Origin of the sequence: Flammeovirga sp. MY04 (assembly GCF_001682195.2) — a bacterium.
Classification (GTDB): domain Bacteria; phylum Bacteroidota; class Bacteroidia; order Cytophagales; family Flammeovirgaceae; genus Flammeovirga; species Flammeovirga yaeyamensis.
Genome location: NZ_CP003560.2, coordinates 3916903 through 3941262 on the forward strand (window position 1 = coordinate 3916903; position 24360 = coordinate 3941262).

Consider the following 24360-nt stretch of genomic DNA (forward strand, 5'->3'; position numbering starts at 1 on the left):
TTAATACTTTGTCTTAGTAAACAACTAAATGAACGTTAACAATTTTCACTAATGATATAGTCTATTAGTCTTTATTCAATAAAGTTATGAATTCGAATGCAAAATGCTATGATACTTTCTGTTTTGCAAATTTTTATTGATTAAATACATGTAATTTATTAGTATTTAAACATTTCATTCATTTAGTTTTACGTAATTAGCATAATTAAAGTTCAAAATATCATTTTAAAATATATATGAGCAACAACAACGAAACCATTATCTTCTCGATGGCGGGTGTCTCAAAAGTGTACCCTCCAAATAAACAAGTACTTAAAAACATCTACTTATCCTTCTTTTATGGAGCTAAAATTGGTGTTTTAGGTTTAAACGGTTCTGGTAAATCTTCCCTTCTAAAGATTATTGCAGGGGTAGATAAAGAATATCGTGGTGAGGTTGTTTTTTCTGACGGTTATAGCATTGGTTATCTGGAACAAGAACCACAATTAGACCCTGAAAAAACAGTCAAAGAAATTGTTCAGGAAGGAGCACAAGAGACTGTTGATCTATTACAAGAATTTGAAGAAATCAATTTAAAATTTGCTGAACCTGAGATCTTAGAAGATCCGGATGCAATGAATAAATTAATCGAGCGTCAGGGAGAAGTTCAAGAAAGATTGGACCATCTTGATGCTTGGGAATTAGATAGTAAATTAGACAGAGCAATGGACGCACTTCGTTGTCCTCCTGAAGACCAAAAAGTAGGTGTTTTATCAGGTGGTGAGAAACGTAGAGTAGCATTGTGTAGATTATTATTACAAGCACCGGACGTTCTTCTTCTTGACGAACCGACCAACCACTTGGATGCTGAATCAGTATTCTGGTTAGAACAACATTTACAACAATATGCAGGTACTGTAATTGCCGTTACCCACGACCGTTATTTCTTGGACAATGTTGCAGGTTGGATTCTTGAGTTGGACCGTGGAGAAGGTATTCCTTGGAAAGGTAATTACTCATCTTGGTTAGACCAAAAACAAAAACGTTTAGCACAAGAGGATAAGAAAGAAACAAAACGTCAGAAAACATTAGAACGAGAATTGGATTGGATTAGAATGTCGCCAAAAGGTAGACATGCTAAACAAAAAGCTCGTTTGAATTCATACGAAAACTTATTAAACGAGGAAGCGAAGGAGAAAGAACAAGAGTTGGAAATCTATATTCCAGCAGGACCTCGTTTAGGTAATAAAGTAATTGAAGCAAAAGATGTTACAATGTCTTTTGGTGATAAAGTTTTATACGAAAACTTAAACTTCACTTTACCTCCTGCAGGTATAGTTGGTATTGTTGGACCTAACGGTGCTGGTAAAACGACACTTTTCAAGTTGATTACCGGACAGTTACAACCTCAAAACGGTACTTTCGATGTAGGTGATACTGTAGAAATTGGTTACATCGATCAGGAACACGCTCTGATGGATCCTAATAAAACTGTTTGGGAAACAATCTCTGAAGGAAATGAATTGATGGAAATTGGAGGAAAACAAGTCAATTCTAGATCATATGTTTCTAAATTCAATTTTGCAGGTAATGATCAGTCGAAAAAAGTAAGCGATCTTTCTGGAGGTATGAGAAACCGTGTTCAATTAGCCATGACATTAAAGGCGGGGTCTAACCTTCTACTTCTTGATGAGCCTACCAACGACTTGGACGTAAATACGATGAGAGCTTTAGAGGAAGCGTTAGAAAACTTCGCTGGTTGTGCCGTAATTATTTCTCACGACCGTTGGTTCCTTGACCGTTTAGCTACTCACTTGTTAGTATTCGAAGGGGATTCATCTGTAAGATACTTTGAAGGCAACTTCTCAGAATATGAAGCAAAAAGAAGAGAAGAAGTGGGTGATATCACACCAAAAAGATTGAAGTACAAGAAACTTATGAAATAGTTTTTTGGGGCACAATTCGATAGGATAAAAGATTTTTTACCTTTCTGAGGTGTTAAACTTATAAAAGATGCTTCGATTACACTTCATTAGTAATCGAAGCATTTTTTTTCCTCCGAAAAGACTTTATTTTTGTATCTAGAAATCGTTTTTCTTAAATAGATTATATGCAAGACGTCATCCGTTTATTACCTGAATCATTAGCCAATCAAATCGCTGCCGGCGAAGTGGTGCAACGACCTGCCTCTGTTGTAAAAGAGTTGGTCGAAAATGCCATTGACGCTGGAAGTAAATCCATTGTGCTTAAGGTGAAAGATGCTGGTAAAACATTGGTTCAAGTGATCGACAACGGATGCGGAATGTCTGAAACTGATGTTCGCATGAGTTTTGAACGTCATGCTACTTCTAAAATCAAACAATCTGATGATTTATTCAATATCAGTACCTTTGGATTTAGAGGAGAAGCACTTGCTTCTATAGCTGCCGTGGCTCAAGTAAGCGTAAAAACAAAAAGAGAAGAAGACGAATTAGGTACACTTGTAGAGATTGAAGGTTCAGAGATCAAAAATCAAGAACCTATCCAAACAAAAAATGGAACAACCTTCTCTGTTAAAAACCTTTTCTTTAACGTTCCTGCTAGAAGAAAATTCCTAAAATCAAATCCTGTAGAATTAAAGCACATCATCGATGAATTTCAAAGAGTGGCACTAGCCAATCCTGAAATATCGATGACCATGATTTCTGACGATAAGGAATTATACAATCTAAGAGCTGGAAACTTGGCGAAAAGAATTGTTCAAATGTTTGGACGTTCTTACCAAGAACAACTATATCCTTGTCAGGAAGACCTTGATGTGATTAAGGTGAAGGGATATATTGGAAAACCTGAAAGTGCTAAAAAGACAAGAGGTGAACAATTCTTTTTTGTCAATGGTCGATACATCAAGCATTCTGCATTAAATCATGCAATCATGACTGCTTATGATGGTATTCTTCCAGACAACACCTACCCTTTTTATCTTTTATATATCGAATGCGACCCTGCCGATGTAGATGTGAATGTTCACCCTACTAAAACAGAGGTTAAATTCACCGACGAAAGAACAACCTATGCAATTGTTAGTGCTGCTGTAAAACAAGCATTAGCAAGCTATGGTATTACTCCTTCGATTGATTTTGGAATAGATGTCAACTTTGCCAAAGACAGAGCGACGAACTCTATCCCATCATCAATGACACCTCCTTCTGAAGATCAGTTAACTTCAAATATTCCTGATATTCCGAATGTTTCCTCAAATGGTACATTTACGAATGCTTCATCTAACGAAAGTAGTTTAGATGATTTTTCAATTAATGTTCCTTTTGAAAACAATGAGAACAATTCAGATGATGTCGTTAAAGTATCTTCAAGAATAAACTCTTGGAATAATCCTGCTCAAGATGATGCCCCATCTGATTTCTCTTCTTGGGCACCTATGGACAATTCTCCATCATCAAACGATTTTTCTTCTATTGAAAATGATGAAAGTGAGTCGACCATTACTTTTAGTTCAAGAGCAAATGATCTAACAGAAACGGCTGCCAATACTCCAAAAGACGATTCCTTTCCTTCTGATAATATCATTCCTATTCAGATTCATCATAAATACATTATGTATCAAGTGAAATCTGGATTGATGTTGATGGATCAAGAAGCGGCTCATGAGAGAATTCTTTATGAGAAATTCTTGAATCAGATGGAAAACAGTACTGGAGTTTCTCAACAATTACTCTTCCCTAAAAAGGTAGTTTTAAACCTATCTGACTTTGCCATTTTTACTGAATATATTGCAGAAATCTCTGCTTTAGGTTTTGGTTTTGAGTTAGGCGATAATCAAACAGTGCTTATCAAGGGTGTACCTACTTTAATTCAGGATAACGACGAACAGGAAATCATCGAGGAACTTATTGAACAACTTAAATTCAATAAAGAAGAATTGAGAATTTCTGCCAATGAAAATATTGCACGTTCATTAGCAAAAAGAGCATCCATTAAAAGTGGACAGATTCTTGAAATTCCAGAAATGAAATCGATGATCGAACAATTGTTCTCTTGTTCATCACCAAATTATACTCCTGACGGCAAGAAGACTGTCGTATTAATGGATTATGCTCAAATTGAGGGCTTATTTAATTTACGATAGTAAAGCATCTATCGCTTCCGCCAATTTCTTATCTTTTTCTGTGACCACATTTCCAGCATCGTGAGTTGTTAGTTCTATTTCAACTGTATTCCATACATTGGACCAATTTGGGTGATGCTGATGCTGTTCTGCTAAAAATGCTACTCTAGTCATAAAAGCAAAAGCCTCCGAAAAGTCTTTGAAAGTGAAAGTTCTCTTTAAAGTATTGTTTTCTTCTTTCCACATAGTATTTCGTGTTTATTTTTGGTTGATTTAATTAAAGTGATGTTGTTTCTGTTATCATCAATTTCTCAAAACATTTACTTTCTTCTACTCCTTCATATTGGCCATAGTTAGGAATCAATTTGTATTCGTTTTTTTGATACAAACGAATTGCCTCATGCTGTCTGATACCTGTTTCAAGAATACATCTTTGATAACCCAATTCAGTCGTCCATTGTTCTAGTTCTTTTAATACTTTAGTAGCAATGCCTTTTCCTCTAGCCTCTGATAGTGTAAACATCCTCTTCACTTCCATGGTATTATCATTATAAGCTTTAATGGCACCACAACTAACAGCTTTTTGATCTTCATAACCTACTACGACATATTTGATCTTATCAATTTTATTGAATTGATCATAAAAAGCATGGTCTTCACCATCCGTAATTGCTAGAAACTTATCGAGGAGTTTTACCAAAGATATAAAATCTGGATTTTCAGAATTGGTTCTTTCTAAAGTAATCATTAGTTATGGAAAGTTTGAGTTAGTGATAATAAAAAAGCCGATACCCAAAGGTACCGGCTTCAAATATATAAAAATATCTATATTCTAGTGTTTGAAATGACGTACACCTGTCATTACCATAGCCACACCATTTGAGTTACAGAAATCTACTGACTCCTGATCTTTGATCGATCCACCTGGCTGGATAACAGCTTCGATTCCTTCTTTTTGAGCCAATTCCACACAGTCAGGGAATGGGAAGAAAGCATCTGATGCCATTACAGCTTCTGATAAATCAAAACCAAAACTCTTCGCTTTTGCAATTGCTTGGTTTAAAGCATCCACTCTTGAAGTTTGACCCACACCACTTGCAAACAATTGTCCGTCTTTCGCTAAAACGATAGCGTTAGATTTCGTGTGTTTACAAATTTTGTTCGCAAACAATAAAGCATTGATTTGAGAATCTGATGGAGCTTTTTCTGTAGCTACTTTCAAATCTTCTGCAGTTTCTGTTTTCAAGTCTTTATCTTGAACAAGAACACCATTTAATAAAGATTTGTATTGAACAGTTCCTGTTGATAACTCTTTTCTGTTCAACAAGATTCTGTTTTTCTTACCTTTTAATACTTCTAAAGCATCAGCATCAAACCCTGGAGCGATAACTACCTCACAGAATAACTTGTGGATTTCCTCAGCTGCACCTAAAGTAATAGGTTGGTTAGCGATCAAAACGCCACCAAAAGCAGAAACAGGATCACAAGCTAATGCTTTAACATAAGCATCTTTGATGTCTGAACCTAAAGCTACACCACAAGCATTTGTATGCTTAAGAATAGCGAAAGCTGCACCTTCTGCCGCAGGGAACTCGTCAATTAGATTCACAGCTGCATCTACATCTACAAGGTTGTTGTAAGAAACATCCTTACCGTGAAGTTGATCAAACATCTCTGAAAGATCACCGTAGAATTTACCATTTTGATGAGGGTTTTCTCCATAACGCATTGGTTTAGAAGAACGCTCAGATACTTTGAAAGCAGGAATTTCTTCTTCTTCCTCTGCAACTACACTATTGAAGTAGTCGAAGATTTTAGAATCATAATGAGAAGAAATATCAAATGCTTTTGCTGCAAAACGCATACGATCTTTAAGATCTGTAGATCCATTCTTTTCTTTTAAGATAGAAGCTACTTCGTCGTATTGCTCTCTTGAAGACACAATCAATGTATCTTTGTAATTTTTAGCGGCAGCACGGATTAAAGAGATACCTCCAATATCCACTTTCTCAACGATTGCTTGGTGTTCAGCACCAGATGCAACAGTTTCTTCGAAAGGATACAAGTCTACAATTACCAAGTCGATATTTGGTATACCGTACTCTGCAATTTGTGCCTGATCTTGCTCGTTGTCTCCTCTATTAAGGATGCCACCAAAAATTTTGGGATGAAGCGTCTTTACTCTGCCTCCAAGGATTGAAGGGTAAGACGTCAAGTCTTCAACAGCCGTTACTTCGGCTCCTAGTTCTTCTATAAAACTCTGCGTTCCACCTGTAGAATAGATAGTTACGCCATTCTCTTGAAGGAGTTTTACAATTGGCGCTAGATTGTCTTTGTAAAAAACCGAAATTAAAGCTGATTCAACCTTTTTCATATGAGTGATAATCTTTGTTTGTTTGATTATCCCGCAAAACTAATCAATTCGGTTAAAAAAAAGTCTAATTATTAAAAAAAAGGTAGAAGTTAACTGTGAATAGGTTTTATTTTTTACCTATTCACAGAAATTGATGTTTAATTAACTTTTAGATACTAGAGAATTCATTTCACAAAACTGTCTGTGAAGCTCAATGACCTGAGGAATAATTAATTTCGAATCGTCATTAGTAATCTCATAATCCCCCAATACGGAAAGTTCTTCTTCTTGTTTTTGCTTCTTAATAATTTCTTCAATCTGTTGCTTTGGCCTTTTATCTCTTTCCAAAACTCGCTTTATCCTATCCTCATAAGGTGCTTTAACTACAATAACTTTATCCAATTCTTTGTAATGATCGTTGGTAAACATTAAAGCAGCTTCTTTAATAATATAATTGTTTTTCTTCAATTGTATCTCCACCCAATCATTATAATGACTTTTAACTCTTGGATGTACAATTTCATTCATGAGGTTTAATTTACCTTGGTCTGAAAAAATTTCTGATGCCAGATATTTTCTATTTAACATACCGTTGGGGAAGTATGATTTTTCACCAAAATTAGATTTAATAAGATCAATAATTTCAGAATCTTCCACCATTAGCATTTTAGCGGAATTATCGGCATTATAAATAGGGACGCCTAAGACTTTAAAAAGTCTACAGATGTAACTTTTTCCAGCACCAATTCCTCCTGTGATGCCTACTTGCATAATTAATTTTAATTTTTGTTTTTGAGTACTTTCAACTTATTTGGTGATAGTATGATGTTTTCGTAATAATCGTTGTCGATGAACACCTTTGGTGTAACAGTAGAGTCAGTCCAATCTATATCCTTGTAATCAATAATTACAGGTATAGTATCCACACTGTTAATCAGATCCTCTCTGATAACGTAACTAATATACACATCTTCGGGTTCTAATAAAAATGTGTCATCGGAATTTTTTCCACCTGGAAAGTTAACTCTAAATAATTTTGTTTTCTCCGTAGACGAAATAAAATAATACACATCAAAGGATACTTTTACTTCATCATTAGGCGAAAATACTAAGGTGTTTTCATTTTCAACAGGAACACGAACAGGTATATATTCATTTAAGTTTTCTGCAATAGGTTCAGTATCCTCAGATCTTAATATCAAATGATCCGGAAAACGTTTTAGTTCTGTACTTGGTCCTCTAAAAATAACACTATCAGGATATACCTTAATTGGACCAACTCTTCTGTAGCCATTTTGGAATACAAAAGAACTAGTATCAATCTCAACAGCTACTTTTCTGTTGGTTAGTGTATCATAATTAAAAGCCAGAGTATCTTCTACTATGTAGTTAACTTTTAAACCCTTTAAAACTTGAGAAAGTTCTTTTAATAGAATTTTTCCTGCTAAATACTTCACTTCAACAGGTTCTTCCAGGTTAATATTCAACTTGGAGTTACCTACACCTAACGATTTACTTAATAAAGTCCAGCCATTCCCTGTGGCATTCACACTTACATGGTCTGGTGGTTCTTGTAAAGCCACCACATTATCATCCTGAATTTTTACGTTTACAGGAATTTCTATTGTAGAAGTATGGTCCTCGTTAAGCGAGTGAAATACCCAAAAAATAAACGCCGTTAAGAAACAAACGATCATAGCACTCCAATCCCATTTTTTCATATCCTTGGCAAAAGAACTGTCCTTCGCTTTTTTATCGAACTGTTCTCTCAACCATTTAATGAGTAATTTGAAATTTGGTATATGATAATTTCTATTCGGCATTTTCGTTTTTTAGAATTCTTTTTCAAAAATAAAAAAACCGTTGAGAATTATATCATAACTCAACGGTCTTCTATTGGTATTTAAGAGAAAGACTAGTCTTTTTTCTCTTTTTGACCATATACAATGTTTGTATTTTCTGCAGAAATTGAAGATTTCTCAAAAGTAACTTTCACTCCTCTATCAATTTCCAAGACAACTGCGTTAGCTTTCACTTCAACAATTTTTCCGTGCATTCCACTTACAGTCACTACATTTTTATTCTTTTTAAGGGCATCAGAAAATTTCTGTTGTTCCTTTTGCTTCTTTTGTTGTGGTCTTAACATAAAGAAGTAAAATACGGCAATCATACCTACTAGAAATACGATATTCATTACTCCTGCTCCATCACCACCTACTTGAAGTAAGATGTTATTTAAAATACTCATTTCTTTTTTAATTAATTGAGGTACAAAAATATAAAACCTCTGCTAGGTTATGGCCTAACAGAGGTTTTTTTTTGTGAATTAACACCTAAATATTTTAATCCTAAGATTACATTGCTTGAGGTTGATCTTTAGGAGCTACTTTCGTTTTAATCACTACAGCATCCATTCCATCCTCAACATTGGCAAGGATAGTAATCTTTTTGATTTGTTTTCCTCTTTTACCTCTTGAGTTAAACGTTACTTGTAGTTCAGACGACTCGCCTGGAGCTAATGGTGTTTTATCCCAGTTAGGAGCTGTACATCCACAAGATACTTGAACGTTTGTAATCTGTAATGGCACCTCACCTACGTTTTTGTATTTGAAAACGTGAGTAACTACATCTCCTTCATTAATATCACCAAAATCAAATTCTGTTTCTTCAAAATCGAACTTTGCTTTAGGTGCTGCATTTTCGTTAGAAGCTTGAGCAGTAGATCCTTTTTCTGCTGATTGAGAATTAGATTCTTTTTTCTCACCACAAGAGATAAACAATACTGCTGAGATGATAAATACCGATAAGGTTTTTAATATTTTCATAATAAAAAATATGTTGTAAAATGACGAAAAAAGTCACTTAAGTTTTAATAATGGATAAAGTTAGGTGACTTAAATGTTTATATTTTGATATGTAAATACATATATATGGTAAATCTATAAATATTATTCGATATCAAAAAAAGAAAAAGGCAAAGAAGTAATCTTCTTTGCCCTTGACGTATTATTAAAGAAAAGAATTAATCTTTATCCTCTTCTTCTAATTCTTCTGGAGTAGCGATTCTCTCTTTAAGAGCATCCACTTCACCCATCAATTCTTCTGCATGCTTGATAGCGTCGTCAATTACCTTTTGACCTTCAGATTTTGCTGCAGTAACGGCTACTTTTCTTTCTTCCATTAGATCTTCTACAAGGTCTTCTAATTCCTCGCGGTATTTATCTAATTTAAACGTTAAACGCTCTCTTGTATTTTTTCCTTTATCAGGAGCAAATAAAACGCCTAGTAAAGCACCAGCAGCAGCTCCAGCTACGAAGCCAAGCAATGTATTTCCACTATTTTTTGCCATGTATGTATGTGTTTTATTATTTGTTATCTAGTAAGCCTTTGCCGGATTTTTTGATTTTTCCTTCTGCTTCAAGCTCTTCAGATATTGAATCTAACATACCATTAATAAACTGCCAACTTTTTGGCGTACTATATTGCTTAGAAATTTCAATAAATTCATTAATAGTTACTTTTACAGGTATGTTTCTAAAATTTAGCATTTCTGCCAACGCCATGTTGATCAAAATACTATCTACTTTAGCGATTCTGTCGATAGCCCATTTTTTGGATTTCTTAGCAATGATCTCCTTAAATGATTCCTCTTGTTCTAAAGTATACTTGTAAAGGTCTTCGAAAAATTCTTTATCCTCGTCCCAGTTTTTAGAAATTGATAAAATTTCAGTACCTGAGTCAGTAGAGATGTTCTTCACAGTTTTCAAAACCATACTACGAAGAATTCGTTTATTCTCCGACCAGTTTAAGTCCTCTCCTTCAAACTGAGATTCGATGATCTCATTTTTAAATAAGAAGTCTCTTACTATTACACGTAAAATCTCCTTTTGCGTTTCAAAATCGTCCCCTTGTTTAGCAATTTCTTCAATAGCATCTTGAAGTTCACCATCTCTTTTAAGAATACGTAACCATTCTAAAACTCTTTCATCATCCTCACCTCTTCTTAGTTTATGTTCTGATAATAAATCGTTTAAAGTATTATCTTCTCTTAAAACTGTAAAAGCAGAGTTGTGGTAAAACCAATCTGTAAATTTTTGATCAAATTCTATCTGACGAGCATTGCTTTCTAATTTTCTTTGCAGCTCTTTATTTGATAATTCAGAAATATCAATCAGATAAGAAAGTAGCTTAAGGTATTTTGTAAACAATTCCTCTGTTTCCTCTACCATAGAGATTTGGAACTGTCTTTTGTCTGAAGCAATAAGATTGTTGTAATGATTCTTGGCATTAGAAGCGATCTTTAAAAGTTTTACATCCAATCCTTCTGTGGACATATCTTCTTGATCCTCATCCATCACAGTGTTAAGGTATTCGATGACCTTAGCCTGCTCCTCGTCGATTCTAGCTTTCTCTTCTTGACCTAATTCTAAGAACTCATCTCTAAATTCGTTTTTCACCAAATCAAGAGTTAACTCTTTGTTCGACAATTTATTTTGCTTAAAAGCATAGATACTTTGCATTGTTTTAATGCGTAACAATCTTCTATTGAGCATGGATTTCTAATTTACCTTGAATTTCTAAAGAACATTTTACATTTAGTTTGACGTTCACCTTACTCTTAAGGTTCCCATCAATTAACTTTGTTAAGATACTCCTAAAAATCTGATTTACAGAAATTTCTATCAAAATATATCTTAAGTAAGTCAAAGAAAAAGGCTAACCTAATATATCAGGTTAGCCTACTTTGGTAGCGGGGACCAGACTCGAACTGATGACCTTCGGGTTATGAGCCCGACGAGCTACCAACTGCTCCACCCCGCACTGTTTTTCTAAATGCTGTGCAAAAGTAGACGTTTTATTTTTGTAAACCAAATAAACTTCAAAAATAAGAAGTTAATAAGGATCAATCATACAACTACAGCCAAAGTTAAAACACTTATTGAAGCTGGCTGATACCTCTCTATTTCCTCTGCCACAGCGATTAATGTTGCTCCAGTGGTTAAAACATCATCCACAATAAGAATATTTTTATTTTTAATATTTTCAGATTGATGGACCTCAAATACCTCTTTCATATTTTCCATTCTTCCTTGTTGTGTGTTTTTAGTTTGACTCTTTGTATACACTACTCTCTGAATGATCTGTTCATCTACCTTTATCTGTTTCATATTTGATAACGCATCACACAGTGTACTTACTTGGTTATACCCTCTTTCTCTTTTTTTCTTTGGATGTAAGGGTACGGGAACGATACAATCTATTTCATCAAAAAATTCTTTTGATAACAGATAATGGAAATTATTCACCACCCATTCTCCTATTTTAGATTGATTCTTATACTTTAAAGAGTGAATTAATGACTTCGGTATTCCATCACTTTCATAATAAAAAAAGGAAACGGCATACTTTAGGGAATCAATAAATGAAGTAAGTTGATGCGTAATGATATTTTCCTCCGGATGATTCCATGATCCCAAATGTAATGGAATTTTACAGTAGCAGTTAAAACAAAGGTACTCCTCTCCATAACCAAGAACTTCGTTACAGTGTAAGCATTGTTTTGGGAAAACAGCATAAAAGAGATTGAAAATTTTTTCTTTAAGAATCGTCATTTGTTTGGGATAGTATGAATCGTGTATTTAATTTGATATCAAGTTAACATTAATCTATTATTATTGACAATGATGGACGAAGAATTTGAACAATTGGAAAATGATTGGAATCGTTTAAAAATTGTTCTAACACAAGTAATAGGTAAAGCACCATCTGACTTAAACAGTATTCTGTTTATGATTGGTGTCCAAGAGTTAGGTAAAGGTCCTAAACCCTATTCAAAAGAAGAAAAACAAGACCTTATACATATTGCCACATGCAAAGTTTTAAGCTTTAGTGGATTTTATAGTTTAGAGGGATTGGATAAAGAAGGTTGGCCACACTGGAAATTAGAAAAGAAAATTCCAAGTATGGATTTAGCAGCTCAAGAGAAAATGATGAAGCTACATATCCTTCAATATTTTAAAGAAGAAACTGATCTATTAGATTAAGATGAAGATAATATCATACAACGTTAACGGCATTAGAGCCGCAATAAAAAAGGACTTAGTAGGATGGGTGAATTCTTGCAATCCAGATATCATTTGTATTCAAGAAACTAAAGCACAACCCGATCAAGTCGATTTAAGTGAATTTAAAGATTTAGGCTTCAAATATCATTATTGGCATTCTGCTGAAAAGAAAGGTTATAGCGGTGTCGCTATTTTATCAAAAGTAGAGGCAATTTCGACTAAAATAGGTATGGAAATTGATACATATGATTGTGAAGGTCGAACAATACTGTGTGAGTTCGAAAATTTCACTTTAATCAATACATATTTTCCTTCGGGAACCTCTGGTGAGGAAAGGCAAAAGTTCAAATATCAATTTCTAGATGATTATTTTGAATACATCGCTAAACTGAAAGAAAACTACAAGAATTTAGTGGTTTGCGGAGATTTCAACATCTGTCACAAAGCTATTGATATTCATAATCCTGAAAGAAATAAAAACACTTCAGGTTTCCAACCTGCTGAAAGAGAATGGGTATCGAAATTTATTAATGAAGGAGGATTTATAGATGCCTTCAGAAAATTTGATGAATCCCCAGGAAAATATAGTTGGTGGACTTATAGAGCTGGAGCAAGAAAGAAAAACTTAGGTTGGCGTATTGATTATTTTATGGTACAAAAAGAGATGGAAAATACATTAATTTCTTCTCAACTTCATAATGAGGCAGTGCATTCAGATCATTGTCCAATAGAAATTGTACTACAATAAAATTTTTTGATTAAACTTTAGGTTAATCAATCATTTTTTCAGAACTTTTATTGCTCACGCAAACTTATTGGGTAACTTTTTTTGAAAATTAGCCAAACACGATTAGGCACAAAATAATAAAGAAAATTCATTGCAAATGAGAAAGCTTACCGCTGTTACACTCTCTTTTTTATTCCTCTACTTGTTCACAGGTTGTGGAAATAGCAACAATGAAAGAGATAATGCACAAATGGTACTTACTCCTGCGAAAGGAGGAAAATTCTACGGTGGTGTATTTAAAGTCAACGAGGCTGAATACATTAAAAACCTATTCCCTTTAAGCATTATTGATATCTATTCGTACAGAGTAGCTTCTCAAATCTATGAGGGTCTATTCAAATTCGATCAAAAATCATTACAAGTTGTTCCTAGCCTTGTAAAAAGCTATGCTAAGTCTGATGATCAGTTAGTGTACACTTTCAAGCTTAAGGACAATGTATATTTCCACGATGATAAATGTTTTGAGGGAGGTAAAGGAAGAAAGTTTACAGCACAAGATGTATTTTATAGCTTTAACCTGATTACCACCTACAATAAAAATAACCAATACGCACATTTATTTACTAAGATTGTAGAGGGAGCAGAGAAATATTATCAGTCAACTAAACTTGATCCTAATTTTTCCAATTCTCCTGAAGGCCTTGCAGGTGTATCGGGTTTTAAAGTGATTGACGAACTTACTTTCGAAATTACTTTAGTGAAACCAAACTCTATGTTCTTATATAACTTGGCTCGTCCAGGTTCATTCATTTTCCCTAAAGAAGCTTATGAGACTTATGGAGAGGATATGAGAACGAAATGTGTAGGTACAGGACCATATCAAATTGCTAGTGTTGATGAAGATATTTCAATTATCTTATCAAGAAACGACAATTATCACGGTAAGGATGAGCACGGTAATCAACTTCCTTTCTTAAAAGCAATTGATGTTTCTTTTGTAAAAGATAAAAAGATTGAGTTCTTAAAATTCAAAAAAGGAGAACTTGATATGATGTACAGAGTACCAACTGAAGATATTATTAATATTTTGGCAGAATCCGATGAGTCTAACCAAAACTTTAAATATCACTTGCAACGTACTCCAGAAATGTCGACACAATTCTTAGCCATGAACAACATGGGCAAAGTATTTAAAGACATCAATGTTCGTAAAGCATTTAGTTTCGCGGTTGACCGTCAGAGAATATTAGAATTGATCTTGAACGGAGAAGGATATATGGAAGGTTACTTTGGTATTACTCCTCCTGTTTTTGAAAATTATAATATCGAAGACATTAAAGGGTATAAGCACAACATCGATTCTGCAAAATACTATCTTGCTAAAGCAGGTTACCCAGAAGGTAAAGGTTTCCCACAAGTTACACTTGATTTAAATACAGAAGGGGAACAATACAGCAATGTAGCTTTGGAGGTGAAAAAACAATTGAAAGATAAATTAAATATAGAAGTAGAGTTAAAAATTTCACCATTTGCTCAAATCGCTGAAAAAAGTATCATGGGTCGTTATGACTTCCTTCGTTTAGCTTGGATTGCTGACTACCCATCTCCAGAGAACTACCTTTGGGCCTACTACAGTAAGAACCTTCCTAAAAATCCAGAAGATAAATCTTGGCCAAACTTAATACGTTATAAAAACCCAAGATTTGATGTGGAGTACGAAAAGGCATTGTTATCCAATGATGAGGCAACGACATTGAGTCATTTCAAAAAAGCTGAAAAGATATTAATGGAAGATGCTCCGTTTATTGTACTATGGTACGATGAGGGATATCGCTTAATTCAAAGACATATTAGAGATTTCCCTAATAATCCGATGCAATATCGTGATTTCAGTACGGTTTATTTTGAGAAAAGTAATTAATATTGATTATATTAATAGATAGAAAATAAGACTGATTCTTATCTTTAGGGTCAGTCTTATTTTCTAAAAGAAAGTTTGATACATTTATCGTAAATTAGAAGAATCCATTCTTATTGATTTCAAACTTTATCAATAGATTTTTCATCATACCCATTAATAAAAAACCTGTTACATGTTTGATCATAAAATCAGAGCCTATAAACAAAAACTATATAAGAACGCTGCTTTAAAAGGCATAATTCTTACTATGGCTGCAGTTTTAGGTCTTTTTTTATTAATAAACATATTAGAGTATATCAATAATTTTGGTACAACTGCGAGAGCTATTCTCTTCTTTACGTATATCTTAACCTTTGCTTATACTTTTTACATTTGGGTGATTCAACCTATCGCTCAATTAAAAGGTTTCAAAAAACAAATAACAGACGAAGAAGCAGCGAAAAATATCGGAACATTTTTTCCTGAAATATCAGATAAGCTGATCAACTCTATACAACTTCAAGCAAAAGAAAAGGACAATAGCTTAATCCAAGCTACTTTACAAAAAAGAAATCGTCAGTTTGATCCTATCAATTTTACACATGCAATTTCTTACAAAGAGAATTTAAAATATTCATATCGGTATCTATTACCTGCTGTGATCATTTTCTTTGGGATATTACTTATCAAACCTCAAATCATTACGGATACTACACCAAAGATTGTACAGTTTGATAAAGAGTTTTTACCTGTTGCTCCTTTTAGATTTGAATTATTAAATAGTGATCTAAAAACTTTTCAGGGTGATGATTTCGAATTAAACCTTAAATTAAGTGGTGATGTAATTCCAGCTGATGTTTATTTGGAAACAAACAAAGGCTCTATTATCAAATTACAATACAATCCACTTGATAAAACGTTTTCTCACACTTTCAAAAAAATTCAACATGATGTAAAGTTCAGATTCAAGGCTGCTGGATATTTTTCAACTGAACATCATATTACCACTTTAACACGACCTTCTTTATCTCAGTTTAGTGTTCAGGTCGATTACCCTAGATACACGGGTAAGAATAATGAGACGCTTTCCAATACTGGTAATTTATTACTTCCCGAAGGATCCAAGATCACTTGGCTGTTTGATACTAAAACAGCTGATTCTATTGCCATCTATTTTAAAGAATCAGATAAAACTGTAGAAGCAGATGGTATCAAGAAGAACGTATTTAAATACGTTCATGAAGCTACTATGTCAACCGCTTACAGTGTTAGCTTAAAAAATATTTATGGTAGTAACAGAGACAGTATTTCTTATTACTTAAATGTGATTCCTGATAAATTCCCAAGTATAAATATGAAACAGTATCAAGATACTGTGATGTTTGATTACTTAGTCTTTGGAGGAAACATCAGTGATGATTATGGTATTACACGTTTAAGAACGAGATATAGAATAAAACGAAACGGAGACAAGAAACCTCCAAGAACGTTCGAAAAAATGGATATCCCTTTTAATAATAAAGCGATTGATCAAAGCTTTTATTATAAGTTAGAAACGAATCAGTTTGATCTAAAAGAGGGGGATAAACTAGAATATTATGTAGAGGTATATGACAATGATGCAGTCAATGGTAATAAGCGAAGTAAAACGCCTATGTACACCTTTACCTTACCAACTAAAGCTGAGTTAGAAAAAGAAATTGATCAGTCGAAGAAGGAGACTGAAAATAAATTAGATGATACTTTGGACAAAGCCAATCAGCTGGAGAAAGATTTAAAGAAGTTAGAAGAGAAGCTGAAAGGTAAGCGTCAGTTAACTTGGCAGGATAAAAAAGATATCCAAAAACTCATCGAAAAGAGAAAAGAATTAGAAGAACAATTAAAGTCTCTTCAGGAACAAAGTCAGCAATTACAAAACAAGCAAGACAAGTTCTCCAATCAAGATAAAAGTACCTCTGATAAAGCGGAACAACTTCAGAAAATCATTAATGACATTAATGATGAGGAAACACAGAAGTTATATGAAGAACTACAAAAATTGATGGAACAAAACTACATCAATCAGAATCTTCAGGAGAATTTGCAAAACATTGAAAACAAACAGAAGAACTTAAAGAACGAATTAGAACGAACGATTAAGCTTTTCAAAAAATTACAGATTGAACAAAAAGCAAAAGAGGTTTCTTCTAAATTAGAGGACTTGGCAAAAGAACAACAGGACCTAGCCAATAAAACAAAAGAGTTAGAAGAGGAAGAGAAGAAAGAGGGATTATCTGAGGAGGAGAAAAAAGATAATAAGTCGGAGGAAGATGCACTTAAAAAAGATCAGGAAGAACTGAATAAAAAGTTTGAGGACATCAAGAAGGAGATGGAAGAACTGAGAAAAATGGACAAGAAAGAACAGACCAATCAGGACTTCGAACAGTTTACCCCTAATGAAAGACAGATCTCAAAAGAACAACAAAATGCCAGTGAACAGCTGAATCAAGATAAAAAGAAAGATGCTCATCAGTCTCAGAAAAAGGCGGCTAATAAAATGCAGCAGATGGCACAAAAAATGCAACAAAGTATGCAGTCATCACAGATGGAGCAAATCAGTGAAGATCACGAGGCTTTACGTCAAATAATGGAAAATCTTCTTAAACTTTCCTTCGATCAGGAAAATCTTATGGAATCATTTAAGGAAGTTAGAAGAATCGACCCTAAATTTGTGGAGTTGTCACAAACACAACTTAAATTGAAAGATGATGCTAAATACATTGAAGATAGTTTAATTGCATTATCAAAAAGAGTTTTCCAAATTGAGTCTTTTGTGACTCGAGAGGTGACTCAAATGAATAAGTATATGGACGAAAGTCTAGATGCTATCAAGCGTAGAGTCCCGGAAATTGCAGCAAGTAAGCAGCAGTTTACAATGACTTCTATAAATAATTTAGCATTGCTCTTAAACGACATATTAGAGAACATGCAACAGCAGATGAGTCAGAACATGGCTGGTCAGCAAATGAATCAGAAGCAACAACAATCTTCTTCACCTAGCATGAGTCAGATGCAACAACAGTTGAATCAACAAATGCAGAACTTGAAGAAGTCTGGTAAATCAGGAAAAGAATTATCCAAGGAATTGGCTAAACTCGCCGCTCAACAGGAAATGATCCGAAATGCTTTAAAACAAAGTATGGGTAAAGGTGAAGAGCAAATGCAAGGGAAAGAAGATGAAGAAGGTGAAAAAGGCGGTGGTAACGGTTATGGAAAAATCCTCAAAGAAATGGAAAAAACGGAAGAGGATTTGGTAAATAAGCGTTTAACTGATAAGTTGATTCAAAGACAACAAGAGATCCTAACTAGGATGTTGGAGTCTGAAAAAGCAAAAAAAGAAAAAGGTAAAGATGAAGAGAGGAAAGCCGAAACTGCCAAGCAGCAGAAGCAGGTTCCACCTCCAGATAGCTTCGATGAGTATTTAAAACAAAAAGAAACACAAATTGAGCTATTAAGGACGATCCCAACTTCATTAAATACGTATTATAAACAAGAAGTAAACAAGTACTTTGAAAATATAAAAGATTGAAATGTCAACAAGTACAATGAATAAACCATTCAAATTAAAAATACCTTCGTTAATTGAAAACGTAAGAATTGCGGAGAGTTTTATTGATCAAGCTCGTGATGAGTTTAATTTCAACGATGACATTTATGGTAACATCATGATTGCAGTGACAGAATCTGTAAACAATGCAATCATCCATGGTAACAGAAATGACAAAGAAAAGAATGTTCATTTAGAATTAGACGTTACAGAAAAAGAGATTTCTTTTACAATAGAAGATGAAGGTAAAGGTTTTGATTTCGATGCATTACCAGATCCTACAGCTCCAGAGAACATTGATAAGCCAGGAGGTAGAGGTATTTTCTTGATGAAACATCTTGCAGACGAAGTTGAGTTCTCTAAAGAAGGAAGAGCTATCACGCTAACATTCTATATTTAATGGAGGGAGAAATTACTTTTTTTAATGAAGATATCACCTATACTATTGATAACGAAGATTTAGTTAAGGAATGGATTAATACCGTTGTTACTGATCACGATTATCAGTTGATTGGGATCAATTATATTCTTTGCTCTGATGAATATCTTCATAAGGTGAATGTCGAATACCTAGATCATGATACCTATACTGATATCATTACTTTTGATAATGCAGAATACGAAAACGAAATAGAATCTGATATTTTCGTAAGTATTGATAGAATCAAAGATAATGCTCAGAGTTTAGGTACTAATGAAACAGACGAACTACATCGAGTTTTAATCCATGGTATTCTTCATCTTTTAGGATTTAAAGATAAATCTGAAGAAGATGCAGCGAATATGAGAAATATAGAAGATCGTCAATTAGCCAAAAGACCTATCGGTTTAAGTTCATAAACCAATTCAATATCGTATTTATTATACTCATGTTCCACGTGAAACATTATTATTACACAAAATGTTTCACGTGGAACTTTTATATATAAAAACATTAAGGTTTAATTTTCAATGTATTATGTATCTTTGCATTTGGAAATTAGAGAGTAGGAAGATTTTATATTTTTATTACTCGTATTGTGACTTGAAATTCAATTATCCGAATTCAGGTTTAGAGGATTTACTTCCTCAATTTTTCATTGAAGGATTATCATTGTTCCACGTGGAACTTAAAAAATAAAAGGAGAAAATAATGTATCCATCTTATGACATCATTGTAATTGGAGGAGGTCACGCAGGTTGTGAGGCCGCTTACTCCGCAGCAACTTTAGGCTCTAAAGTATTACTGATTACTATGAATATGCAAACCATCGCTCAGATGAGTTGTAACCCAGCAATGGGTGGGGTTGCTAAAGGTCAAATCGTAAGAGAAATTGATGCCCTTGGCGGTATGTCTGGTATCATCACAGATAAGACTATGATTCAGTTTAGAATGTTAAACAGATCAAAAGGTCCTGCGATGTGGAGTCCAAGAGCACAAAGTGATAGAATGATGTTTGCTCAAGAATGGAGAGACACACTTGAAGCAAATATGAATGTCGACATCTGGCAAGAAATGGCGACTGAACTTGTTATGGACGGTGATAAAATTACTGGAGTTAAAACAAGTTTAGGAGTAGTATTCAATACTAAAGCTATTGTCTTAACGAATGGTACATTTTTAAATGGTTTAATCCACATTGGTGAAAAACAATTTGGAGGTGGCCGTAGTGGTGAACACGCTGCTAAAGGTTTAACTGAACAATTGGTTTCTTTAGGTTTCGAATCTGGTAGAATGAAAACAGGTACTCCTCCAAGAGTAGATGGCCGTTCTTTAAACTGGGAGAAACTTCAAGAACAAGCAGGTGATGAAAACCCTGAGAAATTTTCTTACTCAGATCAAACAACATCATTAACGAAACAAAGAAGTTGCTTCATCACTTATACTAGTAATGAAGTTCATGATATTCTAAAAACAGGATTCGATAGATCGCCAATGTTTAACGGAAGAATTCAAGGATTAGGTCCAAGATACTGTCCGTCTATCGAAGATAAAATCAACCGTTTTGCCGAGCGTGATCGTCACCAAATCTTTGTAGAACCTGAAGGTTGGAATACCTGCGAAATGTATATCAACGGATTCTCTACTTCACTACCTGAAGACGTTCAATACAAAGCTTTGAGAAAGATTGAAGGATTTGAAAATGCGAAGATGTTCAGACCGGGTTATGCTATTGAGTATGACTTCTTCCCTCCTACTCAATTAAAACCAACGCTGGAAACAAAGCTAATTGAGAACCTTTATTTCGCTGGTCAGATTAACGGTACAACTGGTTATGAAGAAGCTGCGTCACAAGGTTTGATGGCAGGTATCAATGCACATAATAAGATCGTAGAAGCAGAGCCATTCGTTCTTAAGAGATCAGAAGCATACATTGGTGTATTGATCGACGATCTTATCAACAAAGGTACTGAGGAGCCTTACAGAATGTTTACATCACGTGCTGAATACAGAATCTTATTAAGACAAGATAATGCAGACCTTAGATTAACTCCACTTGGACATCAATTAGGATTAGCATCAGATGATCGATTCGAAGCTGTACAAAAGAAAAAGCAAGAGATTGAATCGACTATTGAAACACTAAAAGAAACTAGTGTGAAAGTAGCGAATGCAAATCCTCATTTAGAAGCAAGTGGTTTACAAACGATGAACCATGGTTTAAAAGCTGATAAGTTTATCAAACGTCCTAATGTAGGAATGGCTTTAACTATGGAATGTGCCCCTGCTTTGAAAGAAGCATTTGAAAACTTCAGTGAGAAAGCTTTGGAAGAAGCTGAGATTTTATTGAAGTATGAAACATATATAGAGAAAGAAGAAAAGATTGCTGAGAAGTTAACGACCCTAGAGAATTATAAAATTCCAGAAGGATTTAATTTCAGAGAGATCACTTCTTTATCTGCTGAATCAAGAGAAAAATTATCTAAGGTAGGTCCACTTACTTTAGGACAAGCATCAAGAATTAGTGGGGTAACTCCTGCCGATGTTACCATCTTGATGGTGTATCTTGATAAACAAAAGGCTTAAAAAAAAGCATTAAATTTTATGAATAAGGCATACCTCTTTTAAAGAGATATGCCTTATTTTGTATCTTGAAACTTTATTGATCATCACATGATTTTTAACCTAATCAAATGGTATTCTTGTGATCTACATTTAGTCATCTTTACTAATGAACCATATTTTTAAATTACTTCTTTTAACTGCATTGGCATTTACTGTTTATGGTTGTGCTGTTGTCTCCTCTCCTACTGGAGGTCCAAAAGATGAAATCCCTCCTAAGTTTGCTGCCTCAACTCCAGTCGATGGTCAGACAAATGTGGACACTACAAAACTTAAATTGACTTTATATTTTGATGAACCTATCCAAGAGGAGAAGTTAAAACAGAATCTAATTATCACTCCTTACAAGAGTACATTAAAATATAAGACCAAAGTATCTGGTAGAAAGTTGATCATGAATATCATGGATACTTTACAATCAAATACTACTTATTATTTTGATTTTGGTAAAGCTATTGTTGACGTTACGGAAAAAAATCCTGCACAAAATGTTCGCTTTTCTGTTAGTACTGGTAGCTACCTGGACTCTTTGGAAGTGACTGGATCTGTTAGAGATTTAATGACTAACGAACCTATCGAAGGTGGTATCATTGCTTTATATAATCCTTATGATTCTTTGGATGTAAATACAGATCCTCCATTATATTTTTCAAGAACAGTAAAAGATGGTTTATTTATTTTAGAAAGATTTAAACCTGGATATTATACAGTGTATGCCATTAAGGATGCGAACGAAGATTATAAATACACTTTGCGCGAAGAAAAAATTGGCTTCTTTTCTGACTCCATTTTATTAGATAAAAACCTTGATGGGGTAAAATTATATGTAAGGGATTATGATTTAGTTGATTTAAAATTTAACCGTGCGAAAAAAGATAAAGAAGATCTTCTTCTTCAATTCAATAAATATGTAGTGGATTATCGTTTAGATTTTCCTGAAAAAAATTCATTCACAGATAGTGTTTTCAGTATGAGAAATGATGCCGGTGAGGTGAAGTTAATCTACACAGGTATGAGAGATATTGAAGATTCCATTAGAGTAAAAGGATATGGTATTGACTCATTAGATGTAAAAGTAGAATTCGATACTACTGTGATGTTCCCTAGTAAATCTGAATTTTTAGCTGAACAAAAAAGAGCAGAAAGAAAGAAAAATGGAGGCTTAATTGGTGGAGCTTTAAAGCAAGTAGGAAATGCTTTAGGTGGTGAAGCTGAAGAAAAAGAAGTAGAAAGAATTAGCTTCAATAAATTATACCCTGAGGATAGTGATATCAAAGAAAAAGATTCTGTAGATCTAGTTTTAAAATTCCCTATCCCAATGAAAGAATGGAATCTAGATAGTATGATGTATGTATGGAGTACAGACACTGTTCAGCTTGATAGTTTATTGGATGCAAATAATATTGACTTATCGTTTAATCATGACAAAACAGAATTAACGATTCCTGGTTTTTATGCCGACTCTGCTTTCACCGTTATCTTTAAACAGAATTCTTTTGTTTCTGTAAAAGGTGATTCCACAAAAAATAAATCGGTCTCGTTTACTATCAAGGAACCGGACAAATATGGTATTGTTGAAGGTGAGGTAAAGGGTAGTCATGATCACTTTATCGTTCAACTTTTGGATGGAAAAAATGAACCCTACATGGAAATTAAAGATGAAAGAAAATTTAGTTTCGAATATGTAAAACCAGGTACCTATAAGATCAGAGTATTAATTGATGAAAACGGAGATGGAGTTTGGTTCCCTGGTGATTTTAAAAATAGAATTCCACCAGAACCTACCGCCTTCTTCCCTAACCAAATTAAGGTAGAAGCCAATTGGGAAATTCGAAGAGAAGATACTATAATCAATACCGATAAAAGGTAAATTTTCTTTTTGTAAAGACATGACTAATAGACTAACTTAAGTTTCAATACTTAGGTTAGTCTTTTTTTTAGCTAAAATTTTAATGGAATGAATATTAAGCAAACTTCTGATTTAAAATCTAGACCTCTCCTATTCATCCATTTAATCGTGGGTCCTTAGAAGTTGACATACAAGACATCAAACAATTTTATGTTACTGAGGAATTAAAAAAAGTAAAAAAAAATAATGAATGTCAAACGAAAGTTTATTCTCTGAATATTTTATATCACAACTCGAATATAGACGATCAAATTATTAATGGGAGTTGGTTCGAAAAAGAAAGCTATGAAATGAAAAATTTAGAAAAAGTTCTGGAGGAATATTTAGGAATAAAAAACGAAGTAGTCGCTGGAGAATATAAACCAAACTTGGACGTAAAAGCTACACCAACAAAAAGATATTATGATCCGACCAATGTAGGTATTGAAAGTATCGAAAAAGGTGGGTTGAAAAAAATAAGTTTAGAAGATTATACGATTACAAAAAAACAGCAATATGAGTGGGACGATAATTCTATAGTTTATGAGTTTGTAGGAAATCATTCAGAAGGTGTCTCTATATTTCATCATATAGAAATTGAACATCAAAAAGTATAACTGAATAGTAATCCTATTCGTTTCTTTAGTTTAAAATCAGAAAACTATATTCAAGAGGATATTACCCTATCTCCTATCATTTTAAAATATAATGATC

At 33.8% G+C, this 24360-nt stretch carries 21 protein-coding genes and 1 tRNA gene; 11 read left to right on the plus strand and 11 right to left on the minus strand.

Annotated features, from left to right (window positions below; translation table 11 throughout):
* Window positions 1-236: 236 nt before the first annotated feature.
* The gene (ettA, locus tag MY04_RS15620; protein WP_066211080.1) at window positions 237-1925 is read left to right on the plus strand and encodes an energy-dependent translational throttle protein EttA; all 1689 of its coding nucleotides are present in this window, start codon (window positions 237-239) and stop codon (window positions 1923-1925) included.
* A gap of 164 nt (window positions 1926-2089) precedes the next feature.
* Window positions 2090-4105, plus strand: a complete 2016-nt coding sequence (gene mutL, locus MY04_RS15625) for a DNA mismatch repair endonuclease MutL (RefSeq protein WP_066211082.1) — start codon at window positions 2090-2092, stop codon at window positions 4103-4105.
* On the opposite strand, the gene MY04_RS15630 is transcribed toward mutL, so the two are convergent.
* The 11 genes from MY04_RS15630 to MY04_RS15680 form a co-directional block, all read right to left on the minus strand.
* The gene (locus tag MY04_RS15630) at window positions 4097-4330 is read right to left on the minus strand and encodes a 4a-hydroxytetrahydrobiopterin dehydratase (RefSeq protein WP_066211084.1); all 234 of its coding nucleotides are present in this window, start codon (window positions 4328-4330) and stop codon (window positions 4097-4099) included. The two genes, mutL and MY04_RS15630, sit on opposite strands and share 9 nt — an antisense overlap.
* Window positions 4331-4361: 31 nt before the next feature.
* Complete coding sequence (locus MY04_RS15635) at window positions 4362-4832, minus strand: GNAT family N-acetyltransferase (protein WP_066211086.1); 471 nt, start codon at window positions 4830-4832, stop codon at window positions 4362-4364.
* A gap of 84 nt (window positions 4833-4916) precedes the next feature.
* Window positions 4917-6458 carry a bifunctional phosphoribosylaminoimidazolecarboxamide formyltransferase/IMP cyclohydrolase gene (purH, locus tag MY04_RS15640; protein ID WP_066211088.1) on the minus strand — a complete coding sequence of 514 codons (1542 nt, stop codon included), beginning with the start codon at window positions 6456-6458 and terminating at the stop codon, window positions 4917-4919.
* A 141-nt stretch (window positions 6459-6599) separates the two neighbouring features.
* Complete coding sequence (coaE, locus tag MY04_RS15645; protein ID WP_066211092.1) at window positions 6600-7208, minus strand: dephospho-CoA kinase; 609 nt, start codon at window positions 7206-7208, stop codon at window positions 6600-6602.
* An 8-nt stretch (window positions 7209-7216) separates the two neighbouring features.
* Window positions 7217-8260 (minus strand): hypothetical protein, encoded by a 1044-nt coding sequence (locus MY04_RS15650; RefSeq protein WP_066211094.1) that lies wholly within the window; start codon window positions 8258-8260, stop codon window positions 7217-7219.
* Between the two features lie 92 nt (window positions 8261-8352).
* Complete coding sequence (gene yajC, locus MY04_RS15655) at window positions 8353-8685, minus strand: preprotein translocase subunit YajC (RefSeq protein WP_066211096.1); 333 nt, start codon at window positions 8683-8685, stop codon at window positions 8353-8355.
* A 106-nt stretch (window positions 8686-8791) separates the two neighbouring features.
* Window positions 8792-9262: a DUF1573 domain-containing protein gene (locus MY04_RS15660; protein WP_066211098.1), complete on the minus strand. Its 471-nt coding sequence runs from the start codon at window positions 9260-9262 to the stop codon at window positions 8792-8794.
* A 197-nt stretch (window positions 9263-9459) separates the two neighbouring features.
* The gene (locus MY04_RS15665) at window positions 9460-9786 is read right to left on the minus strand and encodes a YtxH domain-containing protein (RefSeq protein WP_066211103.1); all 327 of its coding nucleotides are present in this window, start codon (window positions 9784-9786) and stop codon (window positions 9460-9462) included.
* 16 nt (window positions 9787-9802) lie between these two features.
* Window positions 9803-10957, minus strand: a complete 1155-nt coding sequence (gene nusB, locus MY04_RS15670; protein WP_066211105.1) for a transcription antitermination factor NusB — start codon at window positions 10955-10957, stop codon at window positions 9803-9805.
* Window positions 10958-11182: 225 nt separating this feature from the next.
* Window positions 11183-11258: transfer RNA gene (locus MY04_RS15675), tRNA-Met, on the minus strand.
* A gap of 86 nt (window positions 11259-11344) precedes the next feature.
* Complete coding sequence (locus MY04_RS15680) at window positions 11345-12049, minus strand: ComF family protein (RefSeq protein ID WP_066211107.1); 705 nt, start codon at window positions 12047-12049, stop codon at window positions 11345-11347.
* A gap of 72 nt (window positions 12050-12121) precedes the next feature.
* On the opposite strand from MY04_RS15680, the gene MY04_RS15685 reads away from it, so the two are divergent.
* From MY04_RS15685 to MY04_RS15725, 9 genes are all read left to right on the plus strand, one after another.
* The gene (locus MY04_RS15685; protein ID WP_066213366.1) at window positions 12122-12481 is read left to right on the plus strand and encodes a hypothetical protein; all 360 of its coding nucleotides are present in this window, start codon (window positions 12122-12124) and stop codon (window positions 12479-12481) included.
* Between the two features lies 1 nt (window position 12482).
* The gene (locus tag MY04_RS15690) at window positions 12483-13250 is read left to right on the plus strand and encodes an exodeoxyribonuclease III (RefSeq protein ID WP_066211109.1); all 768 of its coding nucleotides are present in this window, start codon (window positions 12483-12485) and stop codon (window positions 13248-13250) included.
* Window positions 13251-13386: 136 nt separating this feature from the next.
* Window positions 13387-15150, plus strand: coding sequence for an ABC transporter substrate-binding protein (locus tag MY04_RS15695; RefSeq protein ID WP_066211111.1), 1764 nt, complete (start codon window positions 13387-13389; stop codon window positions 15148-15150).
* Between the two features lie 172 nt (window positions 15151-15322).
* Entirely contained in the window at window positions 15323-18697 is a 3375-nt protein-coding gene (locus tag MY04_RS15700; protein ID WP_066211113.1) for a DUF4175 family protein, read from the plus strand.
* Between the two features lies 1 nt (window position 18698).
* Window positions 18699-19115 (plus strand): ATP-binding protein, encoded by a 417-nt coding sequence (locus MY04_RS15705; protein WP_236941079.1) that lies wholly within the window; start codon window positions 18699-18701, stop codon window positions 19113-19115.
* On the plus strand, window positions 19115-19555 hold the full coding sequence (gene ybeY, locus MY04_RS15710) for an rRNA maturation RNase YbeY (RefSeq protein WP_066211118.1): 441 nt from the start codon (window positions 19115-19117) through the stop codon (window positions 19553-19555). The genes MY04_RS15705 and ybeY overlap by 1 nt, the downstream gene beginning before the upstream one ends.
* Before the next feature lie 292 nt (window positions 19556-19847).
* A complete protein-coding gene (gene mnmG, locus MY04_RS15715) occupies window positions 19848-21722 on the plus strand; it encodes a tRNA uridine-5-carboxymethylaminomethyl(34) synthesis enzyme MnmG (RefSeq protein ID WP_066211121.1) in 1875 nt (624 codons plus the stop codon).
* 145 nt (window positions 21723-21867) lie between these two features.
* Window positions 21868-23628, plus strand: coding sequence for an Ig-like domain-containing protein (locus MY04_RS15720; protein WP_066211124.1), 1761 nt, complete (start codon window positions 21868-21870; stop codon window positions 23626-23628).
* A gap of 329 nt (window positions 23629-23957) precedes the next feature.
* Window positions 23958-24263, plus strand: a complete 306-nt coding sequence (locus MY04_RS15725; RefSeq protein WP_066211126.1) for a hypothetical protein — start codon at window positions 23958-23960, stop codon at window positions 24261-24263.
* The last annotated feature ends 97 nt before the right edge of the window (window positions 24264-24360 follow it).